Origin of the sequence: Micromonospora sp. HK10 (assembly GCF_000982955.1) — a bacterium.
Taxonomy (GTDB): Bacteria; Actinomycetota; Actinomycetes; order Mycobacteriales; family Micromonosporaceae; genus Micromonospora.
The window spans coordinates 329-24,105 of sequence record NZ_KQ058869.1; the positions used below are offsets into that span (position 1 = coordinate 329).

23 protein-coding genes are annotated in these 23,777 nt (G+C 74.9%); 10 read left to right on the forward strand and 13 right to left on the reverse strand.

Translation table 11 applies throughout. From position 1 onward, the window contains the following. Window positions 1-192: 192 nt before the first annotated feature. The 3 genes from LQ51_RS23980 to LQ51_RS23990 form a co-directional block, all read right to left on the reverse strand. A complete protein-coding gene (locus LQ51_RS23980) occupies window positions 193-726 on the reverse strand; it encodes a GNAT family N-acetyltransferase (protein WP_046569380.1) in 534 nt (177 codons plus the stop codon). Between the two features lie 206 nt (window positions 727-932). Next, window positions 933-1,253 carry a TraR/DksA family transcriptional regulator gene (locus tag LQ51_RS23985; RefSeq protein ID WP_046569382.1) on the reverse strand — a complete coding sequence of 107 codons (321 nt, stop codon included), beginning with the start codon at window positions 1,251-1,253 and terminating at the stop codon, window positions 933-935. Window positions 1,254-1,537: 284 nt separating this feature from the next. Then, window positions 1,538-2,674, reverse strand: coding sequence for a CaiB/BaiF CoA transferase family protein (locus LQ51_RS23990; RefSeq protein WP_046569459.1), 1,137 nt, complete (start codon window positions 2,672-2,674; stop codon window positions 1,538-1,540). A 124-nt stretch (window positions 2,675-2,798) separates the two neighbouring features. On the opposite strand from LQ51_RS23990, the gene LQ51_RS23995 reads away from it, so the two are divergent. Beyond that, window positions 2,799-3,542 carry a zf-HC2 domain-containing protein gene (locus LQ51_RS23995; protein ID WP_046569383.1) on the forward strand — a complete coding sequence of 248 codons (744 nt, stop codon included), beginning with the start codon at window positions 2,799-2,801 and terminating at the stop codon, window positions 3,540-3,542. A 22-nt stretch (window positions 3,543-3,564) separates the two neighbouring features. On the opposite strand, the gene LQ51_RS24000 is transcribed toward LQ51_RS23995, so the two are convergent. Continuing rightward, window positions 3,565-4,650 carry an NYN domain-containing protein gene (locus LQ51_RS24000; RefSeq protein ID WP_046569384.1) on the reverse strand — a complete coding sequence of 362 codons (1,086 nt, stop codon included), beginning with the start codon at window positions 4,648-4,650 and terminating at the stop codon, window positions 3,565-3,567. Window positions 4,651-4,685: 35 nt separating this feature from the next. Next, window positions 4,686-5,159: a molybdenum cofactor biosysynthesis protein gene (locus LQ51_RS24005; protein ID WP_046569386.1), complete on the reverse strand. Its 474-nt coding sequence runs from the start codon at window positions 5,157-5,159 to the stop codon at window positions 4,686-4,688. A 114-nt stretch (window positions 5,160-5,273) separates the two neighbouring features. Here LQ51_RS24005 and LQ51_RS24010 point away from each other — a divergent pair, with 114 nt between their 5' ends. Further along, a complete protein-coding gene (locus LQ51_RS24010) occupies window positions 5,274-5,606 on the forward strand; it encodes a putative quinol monooxygenase (RefSeq protein ID WP_046569388.1) in 333 nt (110 codons plus the stop codon). Between the two features lie 3 nt (window positions 5,607-5,609). Here LQ51_RS24010 and LQ51_RS24015 read toward each other — a convergent pair whose 3' ends face one another. The 3 genes from LQ51_RS24015 to LQ51_RS24025 form a co-directional block, all read right to left on the reverse strand. Then, window positions 5,610-6,161 carry a hypothetical protein gene (locus LQ51_RS24015; protein WP_046569390.1) on the reverse strand — a complete coding sequence of 184 codons (552 nt, stop codon included), beginning with the start codon at window positions 6,159-6,161 and terminating at the stop codon, window positions 5,610-5,612. Between the two features lie 78 nt (window positions 6,162-6,239). Beyond that, window positions 6,240-6,959 carry a hypothetical protein gene (locus LQ51_RS24020; protein ID WP_046569392.1) on the reverse strand — a complete coding sequence of 240 codons (720 nt, stop codon included), beginning with the start codon at window positions 6,957-6,959 and terminating at the stop codon, window positions 6,240-6,242. Continuing rightward, window positions 6,952-7,533: an RNA polymerase sigma factor gene (locus LQ51_RS24025; protein ID WP_046569393.1), complete on the reverse strand. Its 582-nt coding sequence runs from the start codon at window positions 7,531-7,533 to the stop codon at window positions 6,952-6,954. The genes LQ51_RS24020 and LQ51_RS24025 overlap by 8 nt, the downstream gene beginning before the upstream one ends. Before the next feature lie 73 nt (window positions 7,534-7,606). Here LQ51_RS24025 and LQ51_RS24030 point away from each other — a divergent pair, with 73 nt between their 5' ends. Beyond that, window positions 7,607-8,854, forward strand: coding sequence for a YncE family protein (locus LQ51_RS24030; RefSeq protein ID WP_231605857.1), 1,248 nt, complete (start codon window positions 7,607-7,609; stop codon window positions 8,852-8,854). Window positions 8,855-8,963: 109 nt separating this feature from the next. On the opposite strand, the gene LQ51_RS24035 is transcribed toward LQ51_RS24030, so the two are convergent. Continuing rightward, window positions 8,964-10,229 carry a multidrug effflux MFS transporter gene (locus LQ51_RS24035; protein ID WP_369799887.1) on the reverse strand — a complete coding sequence of 422 codons (1,266 nt, stop codon included), beginning with the start codon at window positions 10,227-10,229 and terminating at the stop codon, window positions 8,964-8,966. A 273-nt stretch (window positions 10,230-10,502) separates the two neighbouring features. Between LQ51_RS24035 and LQ51_RS34410 the strand changes: the two genes are divergently transcribed. The 4 genes from LQ51_RS34410 to LQ51_RS24055 all read left to right on the forward strand — a co-directional run bounded on the left by LQ51_RS34410 (window position 10,503) and on the right by LQ51_RS24055 (window position 14,503). After that, window positions 10,503-11,654 (forward strand): glycoside hydrolase family 12 protein, encoded by a 1,152-nt coding sequence (locus LQ51_RS34410; RefSeq protein ID WP_082159614.1) that lies wholly within the window; start codon window positions 10,503-10,505, stop codon window positions 11,652-11,654. A 192-nt stretch (window positions 11,655-11,846) separates the two neighbouring features. Continuing rightward, window positions 11,847-12,845: a helix-turn-helix transcriptional regulator gene (locus tag LQ51_RS24045; protein WP_046569395.1), complete on the forward strand. Its 999-nt coding sequence runs from the start codon at window positions 11,847-11,849 to the stop codon at window positions 12,843-12,845. A gap of 87 nt (window positions 12,846-12,932) precedes the next feature. Continuing rightward, window positions 12,933-13,556, forward strand: coding sequence for a DUF427 domain-containing protein (locus LQ51_RS24050; protein ID WP_046569397.1), 624 nt, complete (start codon window positions 12,933-12,935; stop codon window positions 13,554-13,556). Window positions 13,557-13,669: 113 nt separating this feature from the next. Further along, a complete protein-coding gene (locus LQ51_RS24055; RefSeq protein WP_046569398.1) occupies window positions 13,670-14,503 on the forward strand; it encodes an alpha/beta fold hydrolase in 834 nt (277 codons plus the stop codon). 25 nt (window positions 14,504-14,528) lie between these two features. Here the strand turns inward: LQ51_RS24055 and LQ51_RS24060 are convergent, their stop codons facing one another. Both LQ51_RS24060 and LQ51_RS24065 read right to left on the reverse strand, forming a co-directional pair. Further along, window positions 14,529-16,103 carry a Na+/H+ antiporter gene (locus tag LQ51_RS24060; RefSeq protein ID WP_231605858.1) on the reverse strand — a complete coding sequence of 525 codons (1,575 nt, stop codon included), beginning with the start codon at window positions 16,101-16,103 and terminating at the stop codon, window positions 14,529-14,531. A gap of 78 nt (window positions 16,104-16,181) precedes the next feature. Continuing rightward, the gene (locus LQ51_RS24065) at window positions 16,182-16,802 is read right to left on the reverse strand and encodes an L-threonylcarbamoyladenylate synthase (protein ID WP_046569402.1); all 621 of its coding nucleotides are present in this window, start codon (window positions 16,800-16,802) and stop codon (window positions 16,182-16,184) included. A 109-nt stretch (window positions 16,803-16,911) separates the two neighbouring features. On the opposite strand from LQ51_RS24065, the gene LQ51_RS24070 reads away from it, so the two are divergent. Both LQ51_RS24070 and LQ51_RS24075 read left to right on the forward strand, forming a co-directional pair. Next, a complete protein-coding gene (locus LQ51_RS24070) occupies window positions 16,912-17,229 on the forward strand; it encodes a hypothetical protein (RefSeq protein WP_046569466.1) in 318 nt (105 codons plus the stop codon). Window positions 17,230-17,331: 102 nt separating this feature from the next. Beyond that, window positions 17,332-18,468 carry a carboxylate-amine ligase gene (locus tag LQ51_RS24075; RefSeq protein ID WP_046569404.1) on the forward strand — a complete coding sequence of 379 codons (1,137 nt, stop codon included), beginning with the start codon at window positions 17,332-17,334 and terminating at the stop codon, window positions 18,466-18,468. A gap of 94 nt (window positions 18,469-18,562) precedes the next feature. Here the strand turns inward: LQ51_RS24075 and LQ51_RS24080 are convergent, their stop codons facing one another. Both LQ51_RS24080 and LQ51_RS24085 read right to left on the reverse strand, forming a co-directional pair. Next, a complete protein-coding gene (locus LQ51_RS24080; RefSeq protein WP_046569406.1) occupies window positions 18,563-18,835 on the reverse strand; it encodes a YegP family protein in 273 nt (90 codons plus the stop codon). A gap of 44 nt (window positions 18,836-18,879) precedes the next feature. Beyond that, window positions 18,880-20,664 (reverse strand): N-acetylglutaminylglutamine amidotransferase, encoded by a 1,785-nt coding sequence (locus LQ51_RS24085; RefSeq protein WP_046569408.1) that lies wholly within the window; start codon window positions 20,662-20,664, stop codon window positions 18,880-18,882. A gap of 310 nt (window positions 20,665-20,974) precedes the next feature. Here LQ51_RS24085 and LQ51_RS24090 point away from each other — a divergent pair. Continuing rightward, a partial coding sequence (locus tag LQ51_RS24090; protein ID WP_046569468.1) for a glycosyl hydrolase occupies window positions 20,975-23,777 on the forward strand: 2,803 nt, incomplete at its 3' end.

The window sequence follows — 23,777 nt, forward strand, 5'->3', positions numbered from 1 at the left end:
CCGAGCCGGGACCGCACAACGCTCGTGAGCGATATGCCTCTGCGGCATAAAGATGCCGCAGAGGCATATCGCTGTCGAGCACCACCGTCGCCTCAGCGGCACGGGCTCGTCGCGAGCGCGTACCCGGGGATGGCACCGGGGTGGAAACGGGCGCGGCGGGTGGTCGCCGGGGCGGCCGGGGCGCGGACCGGGTCAGCCCAGCTTCTTGCGCAGCGTCTCGAACGCCAGGTCCGGCCGCAGCGGCACGCCGAACCGCTCGTCGCCGTACGGGAACGGGCTCAGCTCGCCGGTACGCAGGTAGCCGCGCCGCTCGTACCAGGCGATCAGGTCCTCCCGCTGGACGATCACCGTCATCCGCAGCTCGCCGGCGTGCCACTGCTCGCGGGCGTACCGTTCGGCCTCGGCCAGCAGCTCGCGGCCCAGCCCGCCACCCTGCCGGCCGGGCGAGACGGCGAACATCCCGAAGTACGCGTGGTCGTCGTGGCGTTCCAGCTGGCAGCAGGCGACGATCCCGGTGCCGTCCTCGGCGACCAGGACCACGCCGTCCGGCCGGGTGACCGCCGCGGCCACCATGGCCGCGTCGGTGCGCTGCCCACCGAGCAGGTCCGCCTCGTGGGTCCAGCCGCCGCGGCTCCGCTGCCCCCGGTACGCCGACTCGACCAGGTCGACGAGGGCGTCCACGTCGTCGGGTCCGGCGGTACGGATGCGGGGAGCGGGACTGGTCATGGTGCGTCTCCAGGGTCGCGGCGGCTCGCCGGGTCAGCGTACGCAGCCCGGTCGGCCCGCCGGCTGCCGCCCAGGAAGGTGACGTTGGCCGGCAAGATGACGCCGGCCAGGGAGGTGACGCCGACCGGAAAGGTGACGCCGGCCAGGGGGGTGACGTCGGCCGGGGCCGTGGCGCCGGGCCGTCGGGGGACGGCCCGGCGGGCCGGTCAGCGCCGCTTCTGCTGGCAGGGGACGCAGAAGCGGGCGTGCGGCAGCACCTCCAGCCGCTCGGGCGGGATCGGCGTCGTGCACCCGGCGCACATGCCGTAGCTGCCCTCGGCCATCCGGCGCAGTGCGTCACTGATCTGCGTCACGCTCTGCCGGGTGGCGGCGATCAGCGCGTCGCGGGTGTGCGCCTCGCCGGGGTCGCCGGTGTCCGCGGTGAGTTCGGTCAGGCGCGTGGTCTGCGCCTCGAACTCGCTGGTCAGCGTGGCACGCATCCGGCTGAGCCACTGGTCGTCGACGGTGCCGGGCAGGTTCGTGCTCATGATTGCCTCCGGATAAAGAAAAAGGGCCGAAGCCGGTTGGCTTCGCCCTGGTGGCCGTGCGCGGGATGTACGGATATCCGGCGGGCGGGCCACGGTCGGAGGGAATCGGGCTCGGCAGGCCGGCCAGCGCGATGATGGCCGGTCGGGGCCGGTGGGCAGCCGCCGGCGCCGCCGTGGGAACGGCGGTGCGGAGCGGCTGACCCGACATGGGCCAACCATAGGCGGAGCCGTCCCGGGAACCAAGCGGTTAGCCCGGCCGGGCGAGCCGGCACCGCCCCACCCGGTCAGTCGGCCAGCCAGGCGCGGATCTGCGCACCGTGCTCGTCCAGCCCGGGCGGCGGCAGGTCGTGCCGGGGCGGCGTCGCCGAGAAGCCGATCGGGTGCCGCACCGTCGGCACCCCGCCGACCTCCACCACCGGGTCCAACCCCAGCTGGCGGGCCAGCGCCACGCCACCGTCCAGGCCGTTGATCGGGGAGCACGGCACCCCGGCCGCCCGCAGCTCGCGGAACCACTCGTCGGTGCCCCGCCGGGCGAGTCGGTCCACCAGCAGCGCCCGCAGCGCCGCCCGGTTGGCCGTCCGGTCCTGGTTGCGCCGGAACCGCGGGTCATCGGCCAGCTCCGGCCGCCCGAGAACCCGACAGAGGGTACGGAACTGCCCGTCGTTGCCGGCGATCACCACCAGCTCGCCGTCGGCGGTGGGCAGCGGCTCGTAGGGAAAGATGCTCGGATGGGCGTTGCCGGTCCGGACCGGCACGACCCCGGCGGCGACGTGCGCGCTGGCGTGGTTGACCAGGCCGGACAGCGCCGAGGAGAGCAGGTTCACCTCGACGTGCTGGCCGAGGCCGGTGCGCTCCCGGTGCCGCAGCGCGGCGAGGATGCCGACCGCCGCGTGCAGGCCGGCGATCACGTCGAGGACCGCGACCCCGGCCTTCTGGGGCGGCCCGTCCGGCTCGCCGGTCAGGCTCATCAGCCCGGACGCCGCCTGCGCCATGAGGTCGTACCCGGGCAGGTGGGCGCCGGCCGCCGCGCCGAACCCGCTGATCGAGGCGTAGACCAGCCCGGGGTTGGCGGCGGCGACGCTCGGCTGGTCGAGGCCGAAGCGCCGCAGCGCGCCGGGGCGGAAGTTCTGGATCATGACATCGGCCCGTTCGGCGAGCCGCCGGGCCAGCCGCAGGTCCTCCGGGTCGGTGAGGTCGAGGACCACCGCGCGCTTGTTGCGGTTGACCCCGAGGTAGTAGGTGGCGACGCCGTCGCGGACCGGCGGGGCCCAGCTGCGCGTGTCGTCGCCGCCCGGCCCCTCCACCTTGATCACGTCCGCGCCGAGGTCGGCCAGGAGCATGGTGGCGTACGGGCCGGCGAGAACCCGGGAGAAGTCCGCCACGAGCAGTCCGTGCAGCGGCCCCGTCGAGCCCTCGGCCATCGCCACTCCCCTCCCCCGTCGCCGGCCCACGATGGCACACTCCGCTTCCGGCCGGAAGAACTCGGCGAGAGCCTGGCCGGGGCCGGCCGGGAACCATGGGGGCGGCCCGGACGACTACCCGTACATGGCGTGTGAGCAGTGGCGGGAGATCCTGTCGGCGGAGCTGGACGGCGAGGCGTCCCGGTCGGAGCGCGTGGCCGCCGAGGAGCACCTGGCCGGCTGCGCCGGCTGCCGGGCGTGGTTCGACGCCGCGGCGGCGGTGACCCGGCGGGCGCGGACCCGGGTGGCCCCGCCCGTGCCCGACCTCGTCGACGCGGTGCTCGCCGCCGTGCCGCCGGTCCGGGCCCGGTCCCCGTGGCGGGAGCGGGTGGGGCTCGGGCTGCGCGGCCTGCTCGGGCTGCTGGGCGCCGTGCAGCTGGTGCTCGGCCTGACCCAGATCGGCCGGGACGCGGTCATCGGCCACGGACCCGGCGCCGGCCAGCACCTGTGGCACGAGTCCGCCGCCTGGAACGTCGCCGTCGGGGCCGGTTTCCTGGTCGTCGCGCTGCGCCGCTCCGCCCCGACCGGGCTGCTGCCGATGCTCAGCGCCTTCGTCGCCACCCTGGTGCTGCTCTCGGTGAACGACCTGATCATCGGGCAGGTGGCGGTGGCACGGCTGGTCAGCCACGGCTTCCTGCTCGCGGGGTGGGCGGTGATGGTGCTGCTGGCCCGGCCCGGGTGGCGCCCGGGCGGCACGCCCCCGCAGCGAACCCGCTCGTCCGGGTCCCGCTGGTCGCTACGGCTGGAGGAGCAGCCGGAGCCGGCACCGCTGCGGCTGGTGCCGCCCACGCCGTACTCCGCGCAGGCCCGTCACCGCCGGGCGGCCTGACCCCTGGCGGGGGCCGGACGGGTCAGGAGGTCGGCGGGGTGAGCAGGTAGTCCTCGGCGTCCGGGTCCCAGCGCAGGTCGACCGCCCCGCTGGTCGCGGCGGCCTTGCCGAACTGCAGGAAGCTGCGGTAGCCCAGCCGCCGCTCGCTGAAGTCGGGCCGGGCCCGGCGGAGCTGGTTCTTCAGGCCGGAGAGCGCCACCGCCCCGTCGCCGGCGGCGAGCTCGGTCACCACCGTACGGAGCAGCTCGAACGCGGCCTCCTGCTCGCCGCGCTCGGGCAGCGACACCTCGGGGTCGCCGCTGGCCGGCCCCTCCCCGAGTTCGACGACGTTGTGCCCGGCGAGGTGGCGCAGCAGCTCGCCGAAGGTCCGGAAGCCGTAGTCGGACTCGCTGAAGGTCGGGTCCTTGCGCAGCAGCGTCCGCTTCAACGCGGACGCGGTCACCTGACCGCCGGAGCTGCCCTGCAGGCCGGCCACCGTCTGGGCCACCAGCACGGCGAGGCTGTCGACGTCGCGCGGCGCCTCCTCCTCGACCGCCGGCCCCGGCTCGGGCTGCGGCTCCACCGGCTGCTGCGGCTCGGGGCCGGCCGGTCGGGCAGCCGGGCGGGTGCGTCGGCCGCCCGACGGCGGGATGTCCACGCCCTCCAGCCGGTCGTAGTAAAGGAACTCGTCGCAGGCCGGCGGCAGCAGGGCCGAGGTGGACTTCTCCACGCCGACGCCGATCACCCGCTTGTTGAGCTCCCGCAACTTGTGCACCAGCGGGGTGAAGTCGCTGTCCCCGGTGCAGATCACAAAGGTGGAGAGATAGTCGCGTTCGAAGGCCAGCTCGATGGCGTCCACCACCATCTTGATGTCGGCAGCATTCTTGCGCGACGCGCCCATCCGCTGCGGGATCTCGATCAACTCGACGTGGGAGCGGGTGAGCATCCGCCGGTCCTCGTCGAAGTACGACCAGTCCGCGTACGCCCGGCGCACGATCACCCGGCCGCGCTCGGCCAGCGCGTCGGCGATCGGGCGGAAGTCGAAGGGCCGGCCACCGTGGTGGTCGCGGACGCCGAGCGCCAGGTTCTCGTAGTCGAGGAACAGCGCGATCCGGTCTTCTTGATCCACGCCGCTCAGCCTACGCGGCGCGAGGCCGCGCCGGTTCACGCCTCGACGGTCACCGCGACCGGGCCGACCCGGAGCACGCCGTCGGTGAGCGGCTCACAGCGCACCCCGCCGTGGCCCCGCAGCGCCTTCCACGCACCCGGCCCGACCGCGACATCCATCCAGGCGCACGGGCGCGCCGGCCGGTGCACCCGCAGCCGGACCGGACCCTGCCCGCTGTCCAGCACGAGCACCCGGCCCACCAGCTCGTCCACGGCCACCCCGGTGGTGAGCACGTTGCGCCGCACCTGGGTGAGGTCGGCCCCGGCGGGCAGGTGTTCCTGACCGATCACGGTCACGCTCGCCTGCCGGTGGGCCGGCCGGCCGAAGTACCGGTCGCCGACGATGCCGAGACCCGCCCGGATCCGTACCTCGTCGACGAGTTCGCCGGGCGGTGCCGGCGCCGGACCGTCCGCCGGTCGGCCCACGTAGCGGTGCACCGGCGAGGCGAGCAGCTGAACGATCCGTGGCATGCGCCGATTCTAGGAACGCTCGTGGTGCTCGCCGGTCCCGACGGCAACGAGTTCCGCGTGTTGCCGCCCCGGTGGTGCGGCCCGCCGCCCGGCCCGGCTGGGTAGCCTGTTGCCATGATCTTCATCACTGCCAAGTTCCGGGTCCGGCCCGAGCACGCCGACCGCTGGCCGCAGATCGCCGCCGACTTCACCGCGGCCACCCGGGCCGAGCCGGGCTGCCTGTGGTTCGACTGGTCCCGCAGCCTCGACGACCCGACCGAGTACGTGCTGGTGGAGGCGTTCCGGGACGACGAGGCCGGTGCCGCGCACGTGCAGTCGGCGCACTTCCGCCAGGCGCAGCGCACCCTCCCGCCGCACCTGGCCGAGACGCCGCGGATCGTCAACGTGTCGGTGCCGCAGCAGGACTGGTCGCGGCTCGGCGAGATGGCGGTGCCGGCGGAGAACTGACGGTCAACCGGCGGCGTACACCAGGTCCATCGTGTCGGTGCGGCCCGACCAGCGCAGGACGAGGCGCCAGCAGCCCGCCCGCGGCAGGTCGACGATGGACGGGCCGGGACCGCCCGCGACCTTCCGGACCACCGTGGTGTCGGTGCCGGCGAGCGTGGCGGTGATCTCCAGGTCGGCCGGCGCGGTGCCGGCGTCCGGCGTGGCGGCCGGGCTGGCCACCCAAAGGATCTTGTTGCTCGACCCCTCGCCCCGGTTGGCGGTCAGCGGGTGCCCGAACAGGGCCGCCACGATGTCCCCCCGGTCGCCCAGCACGTGCGCGATCAGGGCGTCCCCGCTGAACCCGGCCCGCGCCCACTCGGGCAGCGGCGCCACCACGACCCGGTCGGCGCACCGGGTCGGGACCGCCGCCGCGCTGGCGCCGGTCGGACCGGCCTCCGGCGCCGCCGCGCCGCTGCCGCCGGTCGGGCCGGCCTCCGGCGCCGCCGGCGGGCCGGCGGTGGTGCAGCCCGCCAGCAGCAGCACCGACGCCACGCACAGCTTGCCCCGAGCACCCATCACGCGCCTCCGTTCCCGGCGCGGGTTCGCGCCCCTGCCAACGGGACACCGCCCGCCCCGGCCGGGTTCCCCCGGGAGCTAGCCGAGCGACTCGGCGATCCTGACGGCCTCCTGCGGGGCGAGGTCCCCCTCCAGCCGGTAGCTGACCCCGTCCCGCTCCCAGATCAGGGTCTTCGCCGCCAGCCGGGCGGTCTCCACCCGGACCTCGCCGGCGCGGTCCACGTAGGCCACCGGGTGCGGACCGGCGACCCACACGGCGAAGCCGCCGGCCACCTGGGTCCACTCCACGCCCGGCCCGCTGGCCTGTTTCTGGAAGACCACGTCGAGCCGGCCGTCGAAGGTGTCCAGGCGCAGCGCGCCGCCCCGGTAGAGCAGGGTGGCCACCCGGTAGCGGCCGTCGGCGTCGGGGTCGGCGACGAGCACCCGGTCGGGCGGGCCGAGCGCCGCCGGCACGCGGATCGGGAACCGTACCAGCCGCCGTGCCTCGTCGAGCGCGACGGCCCGCTGCGACGGCAGCGGGGCCGGCGTGCCGCTGGGCGACACCGGCACGGGTGCCGTGCCGATGGCGATGCCGGAGAAGCGCAGCAGGCCGGTCACCGCGTCGGCGACCGCGGCCCGCGCCGGTGGCAGCGCGCCGACCAGCAGGGCGGCGACCACCGCGGCCAGCCACCGGCGCCAGCGGCGGCGTCGGGTCACCGGCTCGGCCAGCCGGGCCCGGACCCGGGCGGCCAGCTCGGGCGGCTCGGGCGTCTCCAGCCAGGCGGCCAGCTCGCGCAGTTCGCGATCGAGGTCAGCCATGCCGCACCACCTCGTGGTCGAGCAGGCCGCGCAGCTTCACCAGCGCCCGGGAGGTCCGCGACTTCACGGTGCCCCGTGGCCAGCCCAGCATGGTCACCGTCTCGTCCTCGCTGAGGTCGAGGAAGAAGCGGCAGACGATCACCTCACGGTCCTTCACCGGCAGCCGGCGCAGGGCCCGGACCAGCGCCTCGCGCCGCTCCGCGGCCAGCACCGCGCCGACCGCCCCGTCCTCGCCGGCCACCGGTTCCGGGTACGCGGCCGCGGCCCGCAGCGCCAGCCCGTCCCGCCGGTTGCGGGAGCGGTGCAGGTTGCGGGTCTCGTTGGCCACGATGGCGAGCAGCCAGGACCGGAACGACGACTGGCCCCGGTAGCGGGACAGGTTGCGATAGCCCTTCACGAACGCCTCCTGGGTGACGTCCTCGGCGTCCGGGCCCGCGCCGAGCAGCACCGCCGTCCGGTACGCGGACGCGGTGTGCCGGGCGACCAGGAGTTCGTACGCCTCCAGGTCACCGTCCCGGGCACGGGTGACAAGTTCCTCGTCGTCCAGGGGATCCTCCGCTCCGCTCCCCCACATGACACCGCTCGGGCCGCGCCGGTTCCACCCCGCACGGTGGGAACCTGGTAGGGCGTGGCGGTGTCATCCCGGCATGACCGCCATCCCGCTCCCGCGCCGCACCGTCCTCACCATGATCGCCGGCGCCGGCGTGGCCACGCTGGCCGGCTGCCGCCCCACCCGGGCCTCGACGCCCGCCCTGGCGCTGCCCGACGCGCTCCTGGTCGACCTCGACGGCGGGGTCGGCGTGCTGCGGGGCGCGACGCGGCGGACGTTCGCCCGGGCGGTCGCCAGCGCCGACGGCCAGACCGTCTACGTCACCGCGCCGGCCGGCGCCGACACCGCCTTCTGGGCGGTTTATCCGGGTCGGGGCGACGCCTCGTCGCGGGTTGTCCTGCCGGGGCGGTGGGTGCCGCAGGTCGTCTCGGCCGGCGGCACGATGGTCGCGCTCACGCCCGAGCCGCGGGCCGTCACCGACGGACCGCCCGGCGGGCGGGCGGCGACCTCGGTGCTGGTCGCCGACGCCGGCGGGGTGCGCTACCGGCTGGAGTTGCGGGGCAACCTGGTGCCGGAGACGTTCACCGCGGACCTCGGCGGGCTCTTCGTCCTCGACTGGCTGCCCGCGGCGGCCCCGGACCGGTACCGGGTCCGCCTCGTCGACCTGGCCAGCCGGACGGTCGGCCCGCTGCTGACCCGCGACAAGTCGCCCGTCCCGACCGGGGCGGAGGAGGAGATGCGCGGCGACGGCCGGCAGGCGGTGCTCGCCCCGGACCGGGCGCTGCTCTACACGCTCTACACCCACCAGCCCGGCCACCAGCACACCCGGGACCTGGTCAGCGGCCGTCCGGGCAACGCGCACGCGTTCGTCCACACGCTGCACCTCGAGCAGCGCTGGGCGTACTGCGTGGACCTGCCGCACCCGTTCGGCGAGTCCCCGGCGGCCGGTCACGCCATGGCGATCACTCCCGACGGGGGGCGGCTCTTCGTCGCGGACGTCACCTCGGGCACCGTCGCGGAGATCTCCACCGAGGCGCTGGCCGTCACCCGGACGGGGCGGGTGGCCCCCGCCGGCGGCAGCGCGTACGCGGCCACCGACGGCCACGCGCTGTTCGTCGGCGCCGGCACGACGGTACGCGCGATCGACCTCGCCAGGCTCGACAGCACGGCGGAGTGGACGGTCCACGACCCGGTCGCCGGCCTGGTGGCCGCCCCCGGCGGCAGCCGCCTCTACGTCGGCCAGCGCGCCGCGGTGAGCTGGCACGACCCGGTCACCGGCCGGGTGCTCGGCCGGGTCCCGGCCCCCGGCCTGGTGGCGGTACGCGGACCGGCCGCGGCGGAATGACCGGCCACCGGGCCGGCGACGCTCGGTGACCGGCCAGCGGGCCGCCGTCGCTCAGCGGGCGGGCACCGGGCCACCGGCGCTCAGTGACCGGCCACCGGGCCGGCGGCGCTCAGTGGGCGGCCACGGCGACCGCGGCCGGCTCGACGTCGGCCAGCCGGGCGGAGCCGACGACGGTGAGCAGCACGAGCAGCGCGGCGACCATCCCGCCGGCCACCACGGTGGCCATCGCGAGGCTGCCGGTGCCGAGCACCCCGACCAGGGGCGCGGCCACCGCGCCGACGCCGAACTGCACCGCGCCGAGCAGCGCCGCCGCGGTGCCGGCCGCCTCCCCGTGCCGGGACAGCGCCAGGGCGGGCGCGTTCGGCAGGGCCAGGCCGGCGGCGGCGAGCACCACCCAGAGCGAGGCGAGGATGGTGGGCAGGCCGCCGAGGCCGGTGGCGGCGAACCCGAGCAGCACCAGGCCGGCCGCGGCGCCGACCGTGAGGGCGGCGACCAGGATCCGTTGCGGCGAGTACCGGCGCAGCAGCCGCACGTTGACCTGGGTGGCGGTGATCAGCCCGACGGCACCGGCGCCGAAGGCCAGGCCGAACTCCTGCTCGTCGAGCCCGTACCGCTGCTGGAAGACGAACGACGAGCCGGCCACGTACGCGAAGAGCGCGGCCATCGCCAGGCCGGTGACCAGGACCAGGCCGACGAAGGTCCGGTCGCGCAGCAGCGCCCGGTAGTCCCGGACGGTGGCGGCCACGCCGCCGCGCCGGCGCCGCTCCACCGGCAGGCTCTCGGGCAGCCCGACCACGGCGACCGTGGCCAGCAGCACGCCGAAGACCGCCAGCGCGGCGAACACGCCCCGCCAGTCCGACCAGCGCAGCAGGCCGCTGCCCAGGGTCGGGGCGAGGATCGGCGCCGCCCCCATCACCAGCATCAGCCGGGAGAAGAGCTTGGCGAAGGCGGCGCCGCTGAACAGGTCACGTACGACGGCCGTGGCCACCACGGCGGCGGCCGCGACGCCGAGCCCCTGCAACACCCGCAGCACGCCGATCACCGCGATGTTCGGGGCCAGCACGCACAACACCGAGGCGAGGATGTGCAGGGCGATCCCGGCGAGCAGCGGCGTCCGCCGGCCGACCGCGTCGGAGAGGGGGCCGATCAGCAACTGGCCGAGCGCGAGGCCGGCCAGGGTGCCGGTCAGGGTCAACTGCACGGCCGCCGAGGTGGTGTGCAGGTCGGTGGTGATGGCCGGCAGCGCGGGCAGGTACATGTCGATGGTCAGCGGACCGATGGCGATCAGCGAGCCGAGCACCAGCACGAGTCGCAGCCGCTGCCCCCGGCCCATCAGGTCGCCGGGGGTCACGATCGGGTCGGCGACGGCGGTCACGGCGGCGTCCGTACGGGCGGGAAGATCTGCAACTCTCACACCTGGCAGCAAATCACCGACGGGCGACATGATTCCCGGCGGTGGAGAAGGGTGCCTCAGCTCACAGGCGGCGCGGGAGCGGCCACCCGGTTGACCGCGAGTTTGGATGGTACGTAAACTAATTCAGATCGATAAATGCGTCCCGGGCCGCTCCCGTGGTGCCCCCCTCGCTCCGGCGTCCGTTCCGCAGCCGTCGGCGACGCCCCGGGCCACCGACTCCCGGGAGGTCGTCCCATGCTCAGACGGAGCATCACCCTCGCCGCCACGGGCGCCGTCGCGGTCGCGGCCTGCGCCGTCGCGGCCCTGCCCGCGTCCGCCGCCAGCGGCTGCCGGGTCACCTACACCCTCACCAACCAGTGGCCGGGCGGGTTCGGCGCCGACCTCACCATCACCAACCTCGGCGACCCGCTGAACGGTTGGACCCTCACCTGGTCCTACGGCGCCGGGCAGCAGGTCACCCAGTCCTGGAACGCCACCGTCACGCAGAACGGGGCGCAGGTCACCGCCCGCAACGCGAGCTGGAACGGCGCCCTGGCCAGCAACGCGAGCACCTCGTTCGGCCTCAACGGCTCGGTCACCGGCAGCAACCCGGCGCCGGCGAGCTTCGCGCTCAACGGCACCGCCTGCACCGGGTCCGGTCCGACCGGCACACCGACGCCGAGCCGGAGCGCGACACCGACACCGACGCCGAGCCGCAGCGCGACACCGACGCCGACGCCGACCTCGGGCACCGGGGTGCCGGCGGACGCGGCGTGGGTCGCCAGCGGGCAGTGGGACTCGTGGACGAACAACGGCTACACGCTGAACAACGACGTCTGGGGCGCCGGCGCCGGGCCGCAGACGATCTGGGCGCGCAGCGGCACCAACTGGGGCGTGATCGCGAACCACCCGCGCACCAGCGGCGTCAAGGCGTACCCGCACACCGGTCGCGCGCTCAACCGCACGCTCAGCTCGCTGACCTCACTCACCAGCTCGTTCAACGTCTCCGTGCCGGGCACCGGCGACTACGCGACCGCGTACGACATCTGGGCGAACAACAACGCGTACGAGGTGATGATCTGGGCCAACCAGAGCGGCGCGGTCGGCCCGATCGCCGGCTCGTACGACGGCAACGGCGCGGTCCCGGACGCGCGCAACGTCAGCGTCGGTGGGCACACCTGGAACGTCTACCGGGGCTCCAACGGCAGCAACGCGGTCTTCTCGTTCGTGCGGACCAGCGGCACCAACGCGGGCACCGTCGACGTGCTGGCCGTCCTGCGCTGGCTGCGCACCCAGGGCTGGTGGGGCGACGTCACCATCGGCGAGGCCCAGTTCGGCTTCGAGCTGACCGGTACCGCCGGCCAGGCCGCCTTCGTCTGCTCCAGCTTCTCCCTCGGCTACGCCTGACCGGCCGGCGAACCGTCCACGAACCCGCACCGAAATCTTCGGATGATCTACGGCTGGTAGAACTTGCATCGGCCGCACGGCAGCCTGGGCCGGCGCGGTCCCGTCGACCACCCGGCCGCCGTCGCGGCCGACCAGCAGCCAGCTGGGGTACGCCGGAGCAGACCTGCCCAGACCGCAGGAGTGTCGGAAGGTATGGACGCAAGCGCAGACAGCCCGTGGGCGGTGACCGGCCTGGACCCGCTGGCCGGGCGGGTGTTCGAGCACCTGGTGGCGGTGCCGTCGGCCGCCGTCGCCGAGGTGGCGGCGGCGGTCGGGGTGCCGCCGGAGGAGGCGGAGCGGGCGCTGCGTTACCTCGCGGACTCCGCGCTGGCGTTGCGGGTCGACGGCCCGGCAGCGCGCTGGGCCGCCGGCCCGCCCCGGTCGTCGCTCGGCGCCCTGCTGGCCCGGCGGCGAGCCGAACTGGCCCGCGTCGAAGGGCTCGTGGAGCGGCTGTACGAGGTGTACGAGGCGGTGTCCGGGCCGCGCGCCGCCCAGGTGGTGGAGGTGCTGGACCGCGCCGAGGAGGTGCCGGTCCGCTACGGCCAGCTGCTCAAGGGGACCTCGGTCGAGGTGCTGCACCTGGCCAAGCCGCCGTACGTGACCGGCCCGCGGGCGGCCACCGGCGAGTTGGGCGTGGCGCCCGGGGTGCGGATGCGATCGGTGTACGAGACCGAGGGCTTCACCGACGCGGTGTCCCTGCGGACCGCGCTGCGCGGCACCGGCCAGGGCGGGCAACTGCGGCTGGCGTCGCGGCTGCCGGTGAAGCTGGCGGTGTTCGACCGCGCGGCGGCGCTGCTGCCGGTCCGCGCCGACCGCCCCGCGGCGGGCTCGCTGGTGGTCCACTCGCCCGCGCTGGTGGGGGCGCTCGTAGCGCTCTTCGAGAGCGTGTGGGAGCGCGCCGAGCCGGTGTCGCTGGTCAGCCGGCACGACGGTCCCGCCCCGAGGGGCACGGGGCCGGACCGGCGGACCCGGGAGATCCTGCACATGATGGCCACCGGGATGAAGGACGAGACGATCGCCCGCGTGCTCAAGGTGAGCCGCCGTACCGTGCAGAAGCACGTCAGCGACGCGGGCGCCCTGCTGGGCGCGCGGACCCGGTTCCAGATCGCGCTGCTCGCGGCGGAGCGGGGGTGGCTGCGGGAGCAGACCTGACCCGCCGGCCGGGACCGGCGACCGGCGCCGTGCGCGGATCGTTGAACCGGTGCCCGGTCCCGCCGGGTCACCACGAGGGAGGTACCGGTGCCCGACTACCCGAAGGCGATCGTGCCGGTCGACCACGTCGAGCCGGTGCCCCGCCGGGTCCGCGCGTTCGTCGGCGGCGAACCGGTGCTGGACACCACGCGCGCCCGGTACGTCTGGGAGTGGCCGTTCTACCCGCAGTACTACGTGCCGGCCGCCGATGTCCGCCGCGACCTGCTGGTGGACGAGGGCCGTGCGGAGGACACCCGGCGCGGCACGGCCCGGCTGCACGGGCTGACCGCCGGCGACACCACCCGGGCGGGCTGCGCCCGCTGGTACGGGCCGGACGCGGCACCGGACCTGGTGGACACCGTCCGGTTCGACTGGGCCGCCGCGGACGCCTGGTTCGGGCTGCCCACCCGCTACTACCTCAACCGCACCGACCTGCGCGCCGGGCTCCTCGTCGCCTCGCAGACCCGGACCTCCTGCCCGTACAAGGGCCGCACCAGCGCCTGGTGGTCGGTCCGGCTCGGCGCCACCGTCCACCCGGACCTGGCCTGGTCGTACGGGTTCCCGACGGCGGCGCTGCTGCCGATCGCCGGGCTGGTCGCGTTCTACAACGAGAAGGTCGACCTGATCGTCGACGGGGAGCGACTGGACCGGCCCCGGACGCACTTCTCCTGACCCGGGCGCGGCACGCCCCCCACGCCGGGCCGGGCGCGCCTAGGGTGAGGCGCACGTTCGTGGCCGCGGCCGCCCGGCCGACGAGGTCGCGGATCCGAGGACGGAGGACCAGCGTGACCACCACCGATTGGACCACCGGCGCCGCCGGCACCGGCCGGTACGCCGAGGTCAACGGCATCAACCTCTACGTCGAGGCGCACGGCGCCGGGCGACCGTTGATCCTGCTGCACGGCGGGCTCGGCTCCGGCGAGATGTTCGGCCCGGTGCTGCCGGCGCTCGCCGCCCGCCACCAGGTGATCGCCGTCGACCTGCAGGGGCACGGCCGCACCGCGGACATCGACCGGCCGCTCGACCTGGCGTTCATGGCCGACGACATCGCGGCGCTCATCGACCACCTCGGTCTGGACCGGCCCGACCTGGTCGGTTACTCGCTCGGCGGGGGCGTCGCCCTGCACACGGCCGTGCGGCACCCCGCCCGGATCGGGCGGCTGGTCACCGCCTCGGCGCACATCCGCTCCGACGCGATCTATCCGGAGATGCGGGCGCAGCAGGGCCAGGTGACCGGGGCCGCCGCGGAGTTCATGAAGGACACCCCGATGTACCAGCTCTACCAGCGGGTGGCGCCACGCCCGGAGGACTTCCCCCGGCTGCTGGACAAGATCGGCGAGCTGATGGCGAAGGACTTCGACCTCACCGACGCGGTGCGCGGCCTCCGGGTGCCCACGATGATCGTCGCCGGTGACGCGGACATGGCGCCGCCGAGCCACTACGTCGAGGTGTTCAAGCTGCTCGACGGCGGTCTGCGCGACGGCGGCTGGATGGGCGAGGGCCGACCGAAGGGCGGGCACGCGCTGGCGATCCTGCCCGGGCTCACCCACTACAGCGTCTTCAGCTCGCCGCTGTTCGCCGCCGTCGTCCTCGACTTCCTCGACGACCGGTCGAACTGACCGCGACCCGGTCCGGGTGGCCTGCTCAGTCCTCGACCTCCGGGCCGAGCAGCCGGATCTCCTCGATGTCGACGGCCGCCTGGAGCTGCCGGAGCACCGCGTCATCGATCTGGTTGGTGTCCCGCAGCCGGGTGACCTCGCGTCGTTTGCGGTCCAGCGCCGCCAGCCGCAGCTGCCGGCCGATCTCCCGCTCCTGCTCGTCCTGCTCGCCGCGGGTGGCGCGGACGTCCTCCAGGTGGTCCTGGTAGTCGGCGCGGAGCCGGTCGACTGCGTCCGCCGAGGCGCCCACGTCGGTGGCGATCTCCGGCAGCGCCTCCAGGGCGGCCTCGGTGGCCCGGATCCGGGCCAGCCGCACCTCGTCGTCGCGTTCCCGGTCCCCCATCAGCCGGGCCCAGCGGACCACCGCCGGCAGGGTGGTGCCCTGCACCAGCATGATCAGCACGATCACCACGACGGTGATGAAGATGATCAGGTCCCGCTCCTCCACCGGGCTGCCGTCGTGCGTGGTCACCGGGACGGCGAACGCGGCGGCCAGGGAGACCGCGCCGCGGAAGCCGGCCCAGCCGGCGGCCGTACGCGTCCGCGCGTCGAAGCGGCGGGCCTGGCGGGATTCCCGCCGGTCGATGCTTTGCAGCGCGGAGACGAAGAGGTGCACCCAGGCCATCCGGACCGCCACCACGACCAGGACGATCAGCACCGCGATGCCGAGCGCCTCGGTCGGCGAGTGGCTGGTGATGCTGCGCAACGAGCGGGGCACCTGCATGCCGAGCAGCACGAAGAGACTTCCGTTGATCATGAAGGTGGAGAGGTCCCAGAAGGCGTACGCGGTGACCCGGGAGCGGGCCCGGATCACCCGGGGCCCGGCGTAGGAGAGCAGCAGGCCGGCGACGACGACGGCGAGGACACCGCTGGCGTGCACCGCGTCGGCCAGCAGGAAGGCGACGAACGGGGTGAGGATGCTCAGCCCGCCCTCACGCAGCGCGTCGTCGACGTGCCGGCGGATCTGCACGACCACGCCGCCGACGAGCAGCCCGGCCGCGATGCCGGCGGCCGCCTTGCCGACGAACTGCCCGCCCAGGGCCAGCGCCCCCGGGACGGTCCCGCCGATGATCACTCCGACGGTCACCGAGAAGAGCACCAGCGCCGTACCGTCGTTGATCAGGCTCTCCGCGCGCAGCGTGGTGAGGATGCCGCGGGGCATCCGCTTGGCCAGGCCGGCGACGGCGGCGGCGTCGGTCGGCGCGAGGACCGCGCCCAGCACCCAGGCCGCCGCGGGGGCGACGCCGAGCGCCTGGGCGACGTACGCGACCGCGACCGTCGTGATGATCACCAGGGCGACCGCGAGCATGGCGATGACCGCGAGGTTGGCCCGGATCTCGCGCAGGCTGACGACCAGGCTCTCCCGGTAGAGGATGGCCGGGAGGAACAGGACCAGCACCAGCTCCGGCGGGAGGATCACGTTGTCGAACGGCGGCAGCAGGCCGAGCAGGGCGCCCATGGCGATGAGCAACACGGGCGGGGCCACGCTGTACCGGCCGCCGAGGGTGGTGCCGACGAGCACGGTGGCGCCCAGCACCGTGATCAGCACGAGTGCTTCCACCGCGTACCCCCGTCAGCCCGCCGCCCGGCTTTACGGTGCCGCACCGGGTCGGGCCGGCGGGGCGGAACGCGGGAATCGCTACTCGAACCGGCTGGTGTCCCCGGCGCCGCGACGCAGGATCTCCGGCTCGGGACCGGAGAGGTCGACCACCGTGGTCGGCTCCAGGCCGCAGTCGCCGGCGTCGAGCACCGCGTCGAGCTGGTGGTCGAGCCGTTCCTTGATCTCCCAGCCCTGGGTCATCGGCTCCTCGTCGCCGGGGAGCAGCAGGGTGCTGGAGAGCAGCGGCTCGCCCAGCTCGGCGAGCAACGCCTGGGTGACGGTGTGCCTGGGCACCCGCACCCCGACGACGCGCCGGCGCGGGTCCTGCAACCGGCGGGGCACCTCGGCGGTGGCCGGCAGGATGAAGGTGTAGCTGCCCGGGATGCAGGCCTTGACCAGCCGGAAGACCGAGTTGTTGACCTTCACGAACTGGCCGAGCTGGGCGAAGTCCGCACAGACCAGGGTGAACGGGTGCCGGTCGTCGAGCTTGCGCAGGTCGCGGATCCGCTCCACGCCCGCCCGGTTGCCGAGCCGGCAGCCGAGCGCGTAGCAGGAGTCCGTCGGGTAGGCGATCAGGCCGTCGTCGCGCAGCAGGTCGACGATCTGCCGGAGCACCCGGGGCTGCGGATTGTCCGGGTGCAGGTCGTAGTACCTCGCCACGCCGCCAGCCTATGCCCGGCCGGCTGATCGGCAAAAAGTCGCCGCGACCAGGTTTGCCGCGCCGGCGGATCGGAAAAGGTGGGGGCCGCTCGAAGAGGGGGGACCACTGATGTCCGAAGCCAGCACAGACCGCGCCGACCGGCCGGCCGAGGTGACCGACCCGCTGCTGTGGAGCCTGGCCGCCGCGGTGGCCGACGCCCACCAGCCCGACGAGGAGCGGATCTGCGTCAGCCCGAGCTGCGTCGGCGCGAGCTGGCCCTGCGCCGCCTGGAACAGCGCCCAGGAGGGGCTGCGGGCCGCCCGGGCGCCCCGGGCCGCGGGCCCGGTGGAGACCGCCGGCGTGCGCCGCGACGACCCGCTCCCCGGGTGGTCCACCGGCCCGGCATCGACCGTACCGGCGCAACAGCTCGCCACGGCCGCCGCCTGAGCGGGTCCGGGCGGCGGCCCGCCCGCGGACCACGCCGCCGTCGACCCGGCGCGGCCAGGGGAAACGGCCACGGTCGACAGGTGCCGGCCGTACCGTCTGGGTATGGCCGAGCGGGGAACCCGACCTTCCGTCACACCCGTCCCCGCGGTCCTCACCGTGGGCGTCGAGGAAGAGTTCCTGCTGCTCGACCCGGTGACCGGGGAGAGCCTGCCGGTCGCCGACCGGGTGCTCGGCGCGCTCTCCGGACACAGCCGGCGGCAGAGCCGGCCGGAGTTCCGGCACAGCATGGTGGAGATGGTGACGCCGGTCTGCACCGACCTGGTACGGCTGCGCGCGGAGCTGCTGGCGCTGCGCCGCTCGGCGGCCGAGGCGGCCACCGCGGCCGGGGCGCGGCTGGTCGCGGTCGCCGCCACGCCGGTCTGCGAGCCGCACCGCACCGTGCCGGACAAGGACCGGTACCGGGCCATGTCGCGCCGGTACGGTCCGGTGGCGCACGACCCGGCGGTCTGCGGCTGTCACGTGCACGTCGGCGTGCCGGACCGGGAGCTGGCCGTCCAGGTCTGCAACCGGCTACGGCCCTGGCTGCCGGTGGTGCAGGCGCTCAGCACCAACTCCCCGCTGCACGACGGGCACGACACCGGGCACGCGAGCTGGCGCTCCATGCAGTTCGACCGGTGGCCGAGCGTGGGCCCGAGCCCGTACTTCGTCGACGCCGCCGACTACGACCGCACCGTCGCGGACCTGATCGCCGCGGGCGTCATGCTCGACGCCGCGATGGTGTACTGGTACGCCCGGCCGTCGACCGCGTACCCGACGGTGGAGGTGCGGGTGGGCGACGTCTGCCCCACCGTGGACGACACGGTGCTGGTGGCGGGGCTGATCCGGGCCCTGGTCGCCACCCTGGTCGACGAGGTGCACGCCGGCCGGCCGGCCCCCCGGGTCCGCAACTGCCTGCTGGCCGCCGCGCACTGGCGGGCCGCGCACGACGGGGTGGACGGTGAGCTGATCGACCTGGCCCGCGGGGGCACCCGGCCCGCCTGGGAGCTGGTCGAGGAGCTGTACGCGGTGGTCACCCCGGCGCTGCTCCGGCACGGCGACCTGGAGACCGTGCGCGGCCAGCTCGACCGGCTGCGCCACGAGGGCACCGGGGCGACCCGCCAGCGCCGGGCCATGGCCGCCAGCGGCGGCGACGTGCGGGCGGTGCTGGATCGGCTGGCCGCCGACACCGTCCGCGGCTGACCGCCCTGGGCGGCGCTCAGACCGGCGGGTTGGCCGGGGGCCCCGCAGACCGGCGGGGAGGCCGGGCGGGCAGACCGGTGGGGAGGGCGGGCGGTCAGACCGGCGGGATGCCGGAGCGGCCGAGGTCGGCCATGTCCGGCTCGGCGCGCCGCGGCACCTCGGCCGAGGCGGGCGCGTGCGGCGGGTGGGTCGCCTCGGTCAGGTCCTCCACGGCGGCCCCGCCCAGCTCGCGCATCATGTCCGCGACCACGCCGAGCACGGCGGACTTGTCGCCGAACTGCCGGCCCTGGGCGAGGAGCTGGCCGTCGTCGGTCAGGACGGCGAACGCGTACCGGCCGTCGGCCGGGCTGTCGATGACGAACTTCACCGGGTGCCTTTACCCCCGGGCGGGCGCGCCACGCCACCGGCCGGTCAGCCGATCCGGTGGGTCTGCAACCACAGCTCCAGCAGCCCCAACTGCCAGAGCTTGTTGCTACCGGCGGCGGCCTGCGCCCGGTCCGGGTCGGCCAGCAGCGCCTCGACGTACGCCCGGCGGAACAGGCCCCGGTCCCGCGCGGCCGGCGCGGCGAGTGCCTCGGTGACCAGGTCCCGCACCGGCCCGTCGACGTTGCGCAGGGCGGGCACCGGAAAGTAGCCCTTGGGCCGGTCCACCACCTCGGCGGGCAGCACCGTGCGGGCCACCCGCTTGAGCACGCCCTTGCCGCCCTCGGCGGTCTTGTGCGCGGGCGGGCAGGCCGCCGCGAGCGCGACCAGGTCCTGGTCGAGGAAGGGGGTACGCACCTCCAGCCCCCAGGCCATGCTCATGCTGTCGACCCGCTTGACCGGGTCGTCGGGGAGCATGAGGTGGGTGTCCAGGCGCAGCACGGCGTCGAGCGCGGTGTCGGCACCGGGCGCCGCCAGGTGCGCCTCGACCAGCTCGCGGCTGGCGTCGCGTGGGCAGGCGTACGCCGGGTCGACGACCTCGGCCATCTCGGCGTGCGCCCGGTCGAAGAAGGCGCCGGCGAAGGCCTCGGCCAGCTCGTGGCGGGGCACGTCGGCCAGCGGCTGGTGGTACCCGTAGCCGGCGAAGACCTCGTCGGCGCCCTGCCCGGACTGGGCGACCTTGACGTGCCGGGCCACCTGCTCGGAGAGCAGGTGGAAGGCGACCACGTCGTGGCTGCCCATCGGCTCGGTCATCGCCGCCACGGCCCGGCGCACCGCCGGGACCAGGTCCCCGTCGCCGAGGTGGATGCGGTGGTGGTCGGTGTCGAAGGTGGTGGCCACCAGGTCGGAGTAGTGGAACTCGTCGCCGGCCTCGCCGTCGCGGCCGCTGAAGCCGATGCTGAAGGTCTGCAGGTGGTGCTGCGCCGCCTCGGCGAGCAGCGCCACGATCATGCTGGAGTCCAGGCCGCCGGAGAGGAGCACCCCGACGGGTACGTCGGCGACGAGGCGCCGCCGGACGGCGGTGCGCAGCGCGTCGCCGACCGCCTCCTGCCAGTCGCCCGCGTCCAGGCCGGTGCGCGCCGGGTCCCGGACGTAGTCGGGACGCCAGTAGACCCGCTCCCGGCTGCGCCCGTCGGCGTCCACCACCCGCAGGGTGGCCGGCGGCAGCTTGCGGATCCCGCGCAGGATCGTGCGGGGTGCGGGCACGATCGAGTGCCAGGACAGGTAGTGGTGCAGCGCCACCGGGTCGATGTCGGTGTCCACCTCACCGGCGTGCAGCAGCGCCGGCAGGGTGGAGGCGAAGCGCAGCCGGCCGGGTCGCTCCGCCAGGTAGAGGGGTTTGATGCCGAGCCGGTCGCGGGCCAGCACGAGCTGCCTCCGGCGGTGGTCCACGAGGGCGATGGCGAACATCCCGACCAGGTGCTCGACGAACCGCTCCCCCCATTCGGCGTACGCGACCAGGATGACCTCGGTGTCGCCGGTGGAGCGGAACCGGTGCCCGGCGGCGGCCAGTTCGGCCCGCAGCTGCGGATAGTTGTAGATGCAGCCGTTGAAGACGAGGCTCAGCCCGAGGTCCTCGCGGGTCATCGGCTGCGCCGCCGCGTCGGACAGGTCGATGACGGTCAGCCGGCGGTGGCCCAGCGTCACCCAGCCCGCCCGGTGCAGGCCCTCGCCGTCGGGGCCGCGCGGGCGCAGGGCCGCGCTCATCCGGGTGACGGCGTCCGCGTCCGGCTCGGCGCCGTCGAACCGGGCTTCCCCGCTGATCCCGCACACGGTCAGCCGGGCCGGGACGTGCGACCAGCGCGGACCATCACAGCACCACCCCTGTCTCTCGACCCGCCGGTTGGCGCGCCGGCGCCCGGTACTACCCGGTGCCTTCCGGTGGAAACGCGCGAAGCTGCTGCTCAGCGGGGGGTGGGCTCGGCGCGGGGCCGGGCCGCCGGGGGTGGCCTTCCGGGCGGCGGTGGCGGGGCCGCCGGAGCAACAAGCCATTGACGATGACGAAACCCGAATCTAACGTCGCTGTGCAAGAGAGCGCTCTCAGAGTCGTCCCACCCCGATCCCTCCACGTAAGGGGACTCCCATGACACTTCCCCTCCGGGGCCGCTCCCCCGGCGCCCCGGCGCACCCGGCACGACGCTTCCCGGGCACCCGACGCGTCCTGGCCCTGGCCACCGCGTCGGTGCTGGCCGCCGGCCTGCTCGGTGCCGTCCTGGCCCGGGGCGGCACCGCCGCGGCCGGCACCGTCGGCGCGGGCAGCTACACCGAGACGCTGCCGGCCGGTGCCGCCCTGCCCACCGGCTGCGGCGCCCTCAGCAGCAACCCCCGGCTCTTCGTGACCCCCGACGCGCCCGCCGGCGCGATCCCCACCAACGACTGGTGGACCTCCCTGCTGTGGAAGCGGAACAACTGCGCCACCAGCGAGAACCTGCACGCCCACCCGCTGGCGTACCGGGCCGAGACCAACGGGCTGGGGCTGTCGTACACCACCACGGCGGCGATCAGCGGCACCGCGACCGGGGTCGGCGAATACCACTACCCGTACCGGGAGGACCTGCGGGTCGGCGTCGCCGGGCTCGCCGCCCCGGTCGTGAAGGCCGCCGACTGGACGGACTGGACGGTCACCGCCGACTGGAGCGACGGCGCCCGCGGCATGCGCGCCACCATCGGCCACGGGCTGCCGTTCAGCTACTACCGGGTCAGCGGCGGCGCCGCGCAGCTCACCGCCGCGACCGCGCCGACCGTCTGGTCGAACAGCGGCGCCACGATCGGCTTCACCGTCAACGGCCACGACTACGTCGGCTACGCCCCCAGCGGCGCGACCTGGACCGTCGCCGGGGCGGTGATCAGCTCCACGCTGGGCGGCAAGGGCTACTTCTCCGTCGCGGTGCTGCCCGGCGGGGCGGACCGGGCCGCGCTGGCCGGCGAGTACGGCCGCTACGCCCACGCGCACGTCACCGGCACCCGGATGAGCTACGCGTACGACCCCGCCACCGGCACGGTGCGCACCACGTACGCCTTCACCACCACCCCGCGCGAGGGCACCGAGACCCGGACCGTGACGGCGCTCTATCCGCACCAGTGGCGCAACCTCACCGGCGCCACCCCGATCACCCCCACGTACGTCTCGCCGCGCGGGGCGATGGAGGTGCTCACCGGTGTCTCCTCCTTCACCACCAGCCTGCGCTACACCGGGGTGCTGCCGGAGGTGCCGGCGGTCGGCGACGCCACCGGCACCGACCTGGCCACCGTCACCGGGTACCTGGACGCCGAACTGGCCAACCCGGAGGGCGTCGGCGGCACCGACACCTACTGGGCGGGCAAAGGGCTGGGCCGGGCCGCCCGGATCGCCGAGATCGCCGACCAGCTCGGCCGCACCGGGGTACGCGACGCCGCGCTCAACGCCATGAAGGCCCGGCTGACCAACTGGCTCACCGCCGGCGCCGGCGAGACCGGCCAGCTCTTCTACTACGACCGCAACTGGGGCACGCTGATCGGCTACCCCGCCTCGTACTCCGCCGACACCGACCTCAACGACCACCACTTCCACTACGGCTACTTCGTGGCCGCCGCCGCGACCGTCGCCAAGTTCGACCCGACCTGGGCCGACACCAGCCGCTACGGCGGCATGGTCGACCTGCTGATCCGCGACGCGAACAACTACGACCGCGCCGACACCCGCTTCCCCTACCTGCGCGACTTCGACATCTACGCCGGCCACGACTGGGCCTCCGGGCTGGCCCCGTTCGGCGCCGGCAACAACCAGGAATCCTCGTCGGAGGGGATGAACTTCGCCAACGCCCTGATCCAGTGGGGCCAGGCGACCGGGAACCGGGCCGTCCGCGACGCCGGCATCCACCTCTGGACCACCCAGTCGGCGGCGATCGCCGAGTACTGGTTCGACGTGCGGGACCAGAACTTCCCGGCCGCCTTCGGCCACCGCACCGTCGGCATGGTCTGGGGCGACGGTGCCGCGTACGCCACCTGGTTCTCCGCCGCCCCCGAGATGATCCAGGGCATCAACCTGCTGCCGGTCACCGGCGGTCACCTCTACCTGGGCGACGACCCGAACTACGTGCTGGCCAACTACGCCGAGCTGGTCACCAACAAGGGCGGCCCGCCCACGGTGTGGCAGGACATCCTCTGGGAGTTCCTGGCCCTCGGCGACGGCGACCGGGCGTTGCAGAACCTCCGGGCCGGCGGCGGCTTCACCAGCGAGGAGGGCGAGAGCCGGGCGCACACCTTCCACTGGATCCGCAACCTGGCCGCGCTGGGCACCGTGGACACCTCGGTGACCGCCGACCATCCGCTGGCCAAGGTGTTCCGCAAGAACGGCGCGCGCACGTACGTGGCGTCCAACATCACCGCCCAGCCGCTGACGGTGACCTTCTCCGACGGCACCCGGCTCGCCGTGCCGGCCGGCCGGACCGCCACCTCCGGGGCGCTGACCTGGAGCGGCGGCAACGCCACCGGCGGGAAGACGGTGCCCACCACGCCCAGCGGCTCACCGTCGCCCACCCCGACCAGCCCGAGCCCGTCACCCACCGGCCCCAGCCCTTCGCCGACCGGTCCGAGCCCGAGCCCGTCGACGCCCCTGGCGGCGACCCGCTACCTGCTCTCCGGCGGGGCGCTCGGCGCCACCGCCGGGACCGCCGGCACCGTGTCGGTGGCCGCGGCGGGCGGCAACCACGACGGCACGCCCAGCAACGTCCAGGTGTTCACCGCCACCGGGCTGACCGGCCGGTACACCGGCGCGGCGACCCGCTTCGACCTGTTCCTGGACGCCGGCACGACCGTGGGCAACGGCACCCAGCTGCGGGTCTCCTACGACCTGACCGGCGACGGCACCACCGACCGGGTGGAGACGTACCGCTACTTCGCCACCG